Origin of the sequence: uncultured Paraglaciecola sp. (assembly GCF_913058035.1) — a bacterium.
GTDB lineage: Bacteria > Pseudomonadota > Gammaproteobacteria > Enterobacterales > Alteromonadaceae > Paraglaciecola.
On sequence record NZ_CAJXPA010000169.1, the window covers coordinates 1 to 9,052 of the forward strand.

A 9,052-nucleotide genomic window follows, 5' to 3' on the forward strand; every position below is an offset into this window, starting at 1 on the left:
ATTTCTTTTTGAGCTTTATGCATATGCCCGGGATACCAATGAACTGCCATTTAGTCTGCCTATTTAATTAATCATAAAACATGATATGAAACATTTGGAAGGTGAAAGATTTAGTTAGTGAAATGCATAACCAGTTGAATGATCACCATAATGACTAACAAGGGTAATATCCAGCGACCCAATTTACCCATTTGCTCGCTCGACATTCTGAACTTAGAACGTTCAATTAATGGAACAATTATAATTAGAGCAACAAATAATATGGCTAAAATAATTAATACTGTCACCTGTCACCTACCTTTGTGTCGGGCCTGCTTGTATCATCTATGCGTTTTTCCATTTTATGCCAATCCCATTGCATATTTCATCACATTATTTTTTATGGGGCCTGCGTTGTTTGCCAACTTTAGACCTAGGTTACGTAACAGTTCGAATGGCGTATTCCTATTACTGAATAATGAATATAACAAATCCATAGCACTCATCATCATTAAATTATCTCGACGACGGCTTTCCTCATATTTTTTTAACCAGTCACAGTAATTATTTGGCTGTAAAATGACTGCAGGTTCATTTATCGCAAGTTCTTTACGAATGATATCAAGTAATACAGCCACGTCCTTAAAGCCTAAGTTCACTCCCTGACCGGCTAATGGGTTGATGGTATGCGCAGCATCACCAATTAGCACGGTACTCCCCTTAAAGTATTGATTCGCATGCATGCGGGTCAGCGGGAAACTCGCGACATCAAGTATTTCAAAATCTGTCAAATCAGCTGGAAAATGTTGAACTATATGTTGTTTTAACTTTTCTTTAGACAAGCTTTTTAATTGTTTTATCTCATTTGCACTATTGTACCAAACGAGCGATGCAAAACCGTCATATAAAGGTAAAAAAGCCATAGGTCCATCAGGAGTAAATTGTTGCCAAGTTATATCTTGTTGTACATCATATGTTTTTATTTGAATACCTAGAGCCTGCTGAGAATATTGCCAACCTTGAACACCTATGTTGGCAGCGGCACGAACCACGGAATTCCCGCCATCAGCACCGATAAGCAGTTTTGCTTTTATAATCTGACCATCTTCTAACGTAATCTGAGAAGTATCGCTAGACGTTATATCTGTTACTTTTAAGTTCTCATAAAAAACTACATTTTGATTTTTTTCAATTGCAGCATGTAAACTTAGTTGGACTAGTCGATTTTCAATAATATGCCCAAGGTGAGGCTGGTCGATGGCTTTACAATCAAAGTCTGTGCGACATGATGGTTTATCCCACACCGACAATCGTTTGTATGGGCACAGCCGCATATTTTTGATATGTGTCCATGCTCCTAAGTCATGCAGCAAAGCTTCCGAAGTTAAACTAACGGCAGCAACCCGCATATCCGGTGGCTGTTTAGAATCAAATGGCACGGGCATAGAAGGTTCAATGACAGCGATTTTGAAGCCCAGTTTTGCCAGGCCTAAAACCATAGCCGAACCTACCATTCCCCCTCCAACCACACAAAAATCAAACAAAACATTTACCTCTAGTTGAGCGCTAAATTACTTTAACACGTGACAAAATTGAGCTGAAATAGTTTGTCTAAATGTTTTCTAAATTCAGCTCCACTCAATAATACGCTTCAGAAGTCTTATTAGTTTTGCCACAACATTAAATAGACCGTGATGTAAAATTGATATTATTGAGTGTAAACGTGGAATAAAGGAATAATTTCGGTTCACTATGCTCTGTGACTAAGTTTTATCGGTGTTACGATCCCAGGTATAATTCACACCTTTGATCTGCCTAAAGCTGTAAATGCAGAGCCAATGATAACAACAGCTGCACCAATATAAGCCCAATAATCTAAGTCGCTAGTGGTGAAATGCTGTGGTAGCCAATTCACTGCCACCAGCATGCTCAAAAAAGTAAAAATGGGAGCCATAGCTAAAACTGCACTGACCTTGGCAGCTTGCCATATATTTAGAGCCTCGGTGAATGCACCGTATGCAACTATGGTATTCACACAACAAAACAAAAGTGCTAAAACATGGATCAGCTGCATATCCATCAGCTGAAGCACGTTAGAAAATGGTAACAATACACAAAAACCAATAATATAAATTAACAAGGTTAATTGTTTTGCCGTGAGTACTTTTAGCAGAGGTTTTTGCATTAATGCATAAGCGGCCCAAGTGGTAGCTGCAAACAAAATAATTAATACACCCGTGGTAAACTGACTTAAAGATAAAAACAAGTTAGCTAGTCTGTCGTTAAAAAATAAAATCAAGCCCAAAAAAAGCATTAAGGCACCAAAGATTTCAAGCCGGTTTAAACGTTCTTTATAAAACACCACGCCCCCTACCATCAGCATGAAAGGGGCAGTTTGCATCACTATTTGAACGGTTTCTGGGTTTAGATATTCTAAACCTTTTACATTTGCAACATAATTAATTACCAAGAACAAACTGGCAAGCAACAACCCTATGCTTTTATTCCTGCTAAGTGCGGACAATCGCGGCAAAGACTTTCTTTTTAACAACAATAAAAATACAAATATCCCCGCCACAAAAAACCGGTATAAGGTGATGGTTACAGCATCCATTACCTCCAAACTCAGCATCAAAAAAGGCGGTAATATCCCCCACAAGACAGCAGTGGTGAGTGATAAAAAAAAACCATACCAGTGTTTTGTTACTTCTATGCTTGTTAGCCTCATAGCTTCTCCAAATAAATCTTAACTATTGATCTCAAACAACGCTACCGAACGCGGCTGACTGGCTAATTATTATAAGTTTTTGTTTACAATGTATATTCTACATTAGATTAAGGGCATTCATACAAATCTCACAAAATAGAAAGTAATGAAAAGTCGTTGTTTTAACATCGGGTGGTGATGCCCTTAATATGAATGCTTGTATTCGTTCAACTGAACTTACAGCCGAACACTATGAACTCGAAGTGATGGCTTATAAGCATGACTATAACGAACTAATTGAACAAGAATACAAACTACTCGTCCCTTCAGATGCGATAAATATCATTCAACGGGGTGGCACCATATTTAAAACTCGCCGTTGTGAAGACTCTCATACTAAGCTAGGCGGAATAGCTGCAGTTAGTAACTTACACAATTTACATATAGATATATTGTAAGTGATTGGTGGTGATGGCTCGTTTCGTGGTGCTCATCAAAAGGCAAGTTATTGGCTTACCTGGCACCATAGACAATGATATTAATGCCACAAATGCGACTATTTGATTTTATGCTGCCATTGAGACCGCACTGGATCCTATTAATAATAGTTCGAAGTAACGTAGATGCTTTAGAGCGTATTTTTTTAATTGAGGAAATGGGCAGATATGCAGGATTTTTAGAACTGAATGCTGCTGTAGCATCTGCACGCGGTTTACAGTCAATAATGTATTACTAGCTATATCATTGTAACAAGTAAAATTTTGTTATCTGGTGGTGTAATAACGTTGTCACAAATGCCCTGTGATAAAACTCAAGTTGAATGTCGCCCTGTTGTCCTAGGACACTAAAGAAGGGGCAGTTAAACAGTGTGTCAAAACAGAATTTTGGTGACTAAACTGGGTGCTTATGGGGTTGAACGAGCAATAACAGGTCAAAGTACATCATGGTGGGCGAATAAAATAATCAATTTGTCACTCTCCAGATTGAAATAAATTGGCAACAACAACTACTCAATTTATAATTTAACCATATCTTTAACTCGGTCTCGATAACTGCGACTGACTTTCAGTTCTGTTCCATTAGTCAATATTAAATGGTATTCGCCACTAATATGACTAATCATTTTTTGCACATATGTGATATTAACAATAGCTGAGCGATGGGTTCGAACAAATTTTCTTGGATCAAGCTCTTGCTCCAGCTCTTTCATTGTACGCCGCATTATATGAGTTTTACCTGTCGCATGAACACACATATAATCGCCCGCTGCATCAATCCACTGAATATCATTTATAGCTACTCGTGTGACTTCTGAACCGTCTTTTATTGCCAATATATCAGGATATTTATTACTCGTAATGCTTTCACCACTGGCTAATTTTCGCAAAATATCTTCACAGTCATCCCCAGTAAAATCAGCAACTAACCTAGCAAGTTTTTGCTTATTAACGTCTTGCTGTTTTTGCTCTAATGTAAACAATACTCTATCTATTGCGTCATTCAGACGTCTTTCATCAACAGGTTTTAAAACATAATCTAAAGCATGTATATCGAAGGCTTTAATGGCATAAGAGTCGAAGGCAGTAACAAATACAATCAAAGGAATGGGCTGTTTAAGCTCTTGTAGTTTATTGATGACCTGGAAACCATTCAGCCCTGGCATTTGAATATCTAGGAACACCAAGTCGGGACGAACAAGAGGGATAAGTGCCACAGCTTCAATTCCATTTTTACACTCACCAACAATATCAATATTGTCAAATTCAGCTAAACGCAAGGATAAGCCTTTTCGTGCAAGCGGTTCGTCGTCGACAATGACAGTACTAATTCTCATTTTTTTTGTCACTTGAGTTCTCACTTATTTCAAATGGTATACGGATATTAACTTTTATACCCGTTGGATAATTATGGGATATTACAAAAGAGTGCCTATTAAGATACAAAGCTTCCAGCCTTTCCTTTATATTATGCAGACCCACACCACCACTTTTACTAATGGGTAGTTGTCCGTTTTTAATTTCAGCACCAGGGCCATTGTCACTAACATTTAACATCAAATCACGACCAAACGTTTTAGCCGAAATATTGATACACCCGCCGTCTTCTAGTTTAGAAATAGCAAACTTAATCGAGTTTTCTATAATAGGCTGCAATATTAGACTAGGCACAAGGGCACTTTGGGTTTTTTCTTCTATATCCCAAACTACCGTTAAACGATCTTCAAATCTAACTTCTTCAATATCTAAATACAGCTCTAGTGCTTGAATTTCTTGGATAAGAGGTACTCGCTGAATGGGGTCTTTATCAAGAGAATATCGCAAAAAGTCACTAAGACGGGTAACCATGGCCTCAGCTGTCTTATTTTCTTTCATCAAAATAAGTGTCGAAATAGCATTCAGTGTGTTGAATAAAAAATGTGGGTTAAGTTGATATCTGAGCATTTTTATATGGGCTTGATGAGCCATAGATGAGGCTTTCAAAACGTTTTGTTTTTCTTTCATCAGCATTTGGTAATTTTTGATACCAAAATAACCACCAGTCCAGCATCCAATCATAATAAGAGAGTTTAATGTGTCTTTAAAATACCAATACCACTCATCTGGTCGATAACCTTTTTTGTATATTTCCCAGAGATTCACATTTTTTACAAAAGCCCAAATAAGCGCAGTAACATACAAACTAGCTGCCACCACAGCCAACATTCTAAGTGGACTCATGGTTCTAGCTTTGCGATAAATATAACGAAGAGGAATAGTCAGTAACCAACCAGCATACGCATTTAGCACAATAACAAACAACCAAACACTGCGCATGTCATTCAGAAATGAAGCAATATAATAGACAATAGCGAAACCACTCCAACCTGCTGTATGAAGTGTCCAAAACAAACGTTCCCGGCTATCGACTAGTTTTTCCCAATTAGGCACGTATATTCCTGAATGATAAACAAGTTGATAGTATACAAAAAATTAAACCAAGAAATAGTTTCCTTGGTCTGAGATAAGCGTCGTTTTAACGCAACTAAATGGAAATTTAATAGATAAAATTAATAATGGATATTTAAACGTTTTAACCAATGCACCCACCACCATGCAGGCCCCACCAATAAAAACTGCAGGTCTTTTAGAAAGCTTGGCTTTTTGCCTTCAATATTGTGTCCTACAAATTGCAAAATCCACATCACAACAAACAATGCAATACTGAACTGCCAAACAGAAATATCTAATGCTATCAATAATTTAATACCAAAAAATGACAATATGGATAGTACTGTCATAGCGGCACCAATTGGTCCAGACAAACGAAAGTAATAGTACAACGTCGGGATAACAATTATATGCGCCCACGTAATATCAAAGTAATCCATAAAAGTAATCGTAGGGATTGACCAAACAAGCGCTAGGGTGACAAAGTATATTGCCGGAACTGCTATTGCATGGATAAGAATATTTGTTTTGTTTTTGTGACTTTCGCCATACTCATTTAACAGAAACTCTATTTGACGCATATAAACCTCATCAGCATTTTATTAACGTTACTTTAACAATTCAATTTACTTGCATCAATTAAAACCTACTCGGTTGCCAATCAAATATGTGAATTACCCCTTAACCAACATTAAACCAAGCGTTAACTGATTAACTGCTTTTTTTGGTGATTCAAATTTGACACCCTTATATAGGCTAACCCCATCAGACTTGCAGTTAATAATAGTACCCGTTAGGAAAACGTTCTTATTTTTATATACTGCAAAAACATTTTCACAGCTTGTAAGGTTTCGATTTTGTGGAGATCACGCTCCTATCTATAATTATTTAACAACCATTTATTGAAATATTCAGCACCACAGAGTCGCAAATAACGAAGTTACTTTTGACATCAAAAATGTGGATCGCGATCCAAGTTTACACCTTGGATCCGTAGGTAAATTATGTATTTGAATAGCAAAAAGAAAACTAGTGAGGATTAAATGACTTGGTTTTGTGCTCATCAGTATAACCTTGAAAGCTATGACCTCACCTGTATCTTCAATAACATGTATGGCGACCACTGTCTTATCTTAAGAGAGTCCGTTACTCAATGAGCCCTATATTACTTTATCTAGGTATCTAAAAATCATACGACGCGTACCGTCCATAACTACAAATTCGATTCCTCACACTTTTGACAATAGTTGCAGTAGTTAATTATAAATTAATGGGCCTGCCTAGACACATAGAACGTATTTTTTTAGTCTTCATTCGTCAACCCAATCTTTCCTGCAAAATTGCCATTTAATTAATAATCCTTACTCAACTTTGTTGTTATCATTAGCCATATAAAAGCGACTACAACCTTAAATAAAGTTTATATAAACAATAACTCGTTACGGTATATTTATATGCCCAAGCCATCAAGATCGTTGTTTTATCATCAAATAGAGATACACCATGCATACTCATCAAGCACCCATTCATTACTGCGTTAACGTTTCATCTATTGCAGGGCATATATTTGATGTGAGCTTACGCATTGAAAACCCTGATACAAATGGACAAATATTGACATTACCCGCGTGGATCCCAGGTAGTTATATGATCCGTGATTTCGCCAAAAACATCGTCACTATTAGCGCTAAAGATGATAATGGGCTAGAAATTAACGTCCAAAAAAGCGACAAGCAAACTTGGAAGGTAAAAGCTGTTAACACTGCATTAAATATTAAGTATCAGGTATATGCGTTTGATTTGTCAGTAAGAGGTGCGTACATAAACGATGAAATAGCATTTTTCAATGGTACCAATATGTTTTTGGCCGTGGTTGGGCAAACAGATCAACCGTGCACATTAACATTAGAAAAGCCAACACTACCTGAATTATGCCATTGGAGAGTGGCGTCTTCTATGCCTACCAAGAATCAAAATAAGCATACATTTGGGGACTACTGTGCCGAACACTATGAAGAATTGATTGATCATCCTGTATTGCTAGGTGAATTCGATATTTTGCCATTTTCCGTCGCTGATGTGGATTTTGAACTAATACTCGCAGGTGGCCATCAAGCTGATGTGAAACGTATTACAAAAGACTTAACCAAAATATGCCAGCATCATGTAGAATTTTTTGCCGATAAACCTCCAGTTAAGTGCTATCAATTTATCACCCTATTAACAGATAATGCATTTGGGGGCTTAGAACACATAAGTTCTACCGCGTTAATGTTCAGCAGAAACGATTTACCCAACTTATCTAATCCACTCAAAATGACTGATGGCTATCAAGTATTTCTAAGTTTGTGCAGTCACGAGTTTTTCCATACTTGGCATGTGAAAAGAATTAAGCCTCAAGAACTGTTTGACGCACCATTAGACCAAGAACAATACACAGAACAATTATGGATTTATGAAGGATTTACCAGCTACTATGACGATTTCAGTTTACTGCGTTGCTCTGTTATCTCTCAACAAGAGTATTTAAAAGTCGTAGGTCAAAACCTAACCCGACTTATACGTAACAAAGGACGCTTTAAACAAACCATCACTGAGTCGAGTTTTGATGCTTGGACAAAGTTTTACAAACAAGATGAGAGCGCCGTAAATAATATTGTTAGTTACTATAACAAAGGCGCTGTATTAGCTATGTGCCTGGATTTGTTGATAAAACACAAAAGCAACGGAGACTATAGTCTAGATGATGTAATGCGATATTTGTGGAACCAACACGGCAAGCTCCATATTCCTACCCCAATAGATGTTGTACAAACTATTGTTAAAGCACAGCTGAACTTAGATTTACATGATTTTTTCCAATCAGCTTTATACTCCACCAAAGAGTTACCCTTCAACAAACTACTGAATAAGTTTGGCGTTAAATGTCATTTTTTACCTAGAGAAAATCTTGATGACAAAGGCGGTGTAATAACAACATCGTCTATTAAAATCGACTTTGGTGCGCAAATAAAAGCACGTGAAATAGGCGTACAAATCATTCAAGTAACAGAAAACACTGCGGCTTATGAGTCTGGATTGCAAGTCGGTGACATCTTGATAGCTATCAATAAATGGGTAGTCAGTAAAGAAAACTTAATAGCACAGATTAACTTTTTATCTCTTGGCCAAACAGTACAACTTAGTGTTTTACGTGATAAAAAACTCAAGCAACTGACTTTTATTGCCGTTGAAGCACAAAACGACACTATAGCCTTGGAAATCATTGACCAAACTTTATGTAATAAGTGGTTAGGATAAGGAATAATTACATGTTTGAAGTTTTATAAGTAAAAAGTTTATTGCCTTTCTTGGGGTGATGTTGTCGATATTCCTTCATCGCCTAACAGGGCAAAAAACTGGTTTACCAACGGCCTTGAAATCCCTGTTAACTTAGTGG

At 37.1% G+C, this 9,052-nt stretch carries 8 protein-coding genes; 2 read left to right on the forward strand and 6 right to left on the reverse strand.

The features are described from left to right. Window positions 1-110: 110 nt before the first annotated feature. The 3 genes from QZ562_RS17105 to QZ562_RS17115 all read right to left on the reverse strand — a co-directional run bounded on the left by QZ562_RS17105 (window position 111) and on the right by QZ562_RS17115 (window position 2,707). On the reverse strand, window positions 111-287 hold the full coding sequence (locus QZ562_RS17105; protein ID WP_293762832.1) for a hypothetical protein: 177 nt from the start codon (window positions 285-287) through the stop codon (window positions 111-113). Between the two features lie 54 nt (window positions 288-341). Beyond that, entirely contained in the window at window positions 342-1,523 is a 1,182-nt protein-coding gene (locus QZ562_RS17110; protein ID WP_293762834.1) for an FAD-dependent monooxygenase, read from the reverse strand. 254 nt (window positions 1,524-1,777) lie between these two features. Then, window positions 1,778-2,707, reverse strand: a complete 930-nt coding sequence (locus tag QZ562_RS17115) for a DMT family transporter (protein WP_293762836.1) — start codon at window positions 2,705-2,707, stop codon at window positions 1,778-1,780. 188 nt (window positions 2,708-2,895) lie between these two features. Between QZ562_RS17115 and QZ562_RS17120 the strand changes: the two genes are divergently transcribed. Next, entirely contained in the window at window positions 2,896-3,144 is a 249-nt protein-coding gene (locus QZ562_RS17120; RefSeq protein ID WP_293762838.1) for a 6-phosphofructokinase, read from the forward strand. A gap of 557 nt (window positions 3,145-3,701) precedes the next feature. On the opposite strand, the gene QZ562_RS17125 is transcribed toward QZ562_RS17120, so the two are convergent. From QZ562_RS17125 to QZ562_RS17135, 3 genes are all read right to left on the reverse strand, one after another. Further along, the gene (locus QZ562_RS17125; protein WP_293762841.1) at window positions 3,702-4,520 is read right to left on the reverse strand and encodes a LytTR family transcriptional regulator DNA-binding domain-containing protein; all 819 of its coding nucleotides are present in this window, start codon (window positions 4,518-4,520) and stop codon (window positions 3,702-3,704) included. After that, window positions 4,510-5,613, reverse strand: coding sequence for a histidine kinase (locus tag QZ562_RS17130; RefSeq protein WP_293762844.1), 1,104 nt, complete (start codon window positions 5,611-5,613; stop codon window positions 4,510-4,512). The genes QZ562_RS17125 and QZ562_RS17130 overlap by 11 nt, the downstream gene beginning before the upstream one ends. A gap of 119 nt (window positions 5,614-5,732) precedes the next feature. Beyond that, the gene (locus QZ562_RS17135) at window positions 5,733-6,194 is read right to left on the reverse strand and encodes an Mpo1-like protein (protein WP_293762847.1); all 462 of its coding nucleotides are present in this window, start codon (window positions 6,192-6,194) and stop codon (window positions 5,733-5,735) included. A gap of 922 nt (window positions 6,195-7,116) precedes the next feature. On the opposite strand from QZ562_RS17135, the gene QZ562_RS17140 reads away from it, so the two are divergent. Next, complete coding sequence (locus QZ562_RS17140) at window positions 7,117-8,913, forward strand: PDZ domain-containing protein (protein WP_293762850.1); 1,797 nt, start codon at window positions 7,117-7,119, stop codon at window positions 8,911-8,913. The last annotated feature ends 139 nt before the right edge of the window (window positions 8,914-9,052 follow it).

Coding starts and splice junctions, on each gene's coding strand:
- QZ562_RS17120 (WP_293762838.1), top strand. CDS start 2,896: ATGAATGCTTGTATTCGTTCAACTGAACTTACAGCCGAACACTATGAA.
- QZ562_RS17135 (WP_293762847.1), bottom strand. CDS start 6,194: ATGCGTCAAATAGAGTTTCTGTTAAATGAGTATGGCGAAAGTCACAAA.
- QZ562_RS17115 (WP_293762836.1), bottom strand. CDS start 2,707: ATGAGGCTAACAAGCATAGAAGTAACAAAACACTGGTATGGTTTTTTT.
- QZ562_RS17125 (WP_293762841.1), bottom strand. CDS start 4,520: ATGAGAATTAGTACTGTCATTGTCGACGACGAACCGCTTGCACGAAAA.
- QZ562_RS17140 (WP_293762850.1), top strand. CDS start 7,117: ATGCATACTCATCAAGCACCCATTCATTACTGCGTTAACGTTTCATCT.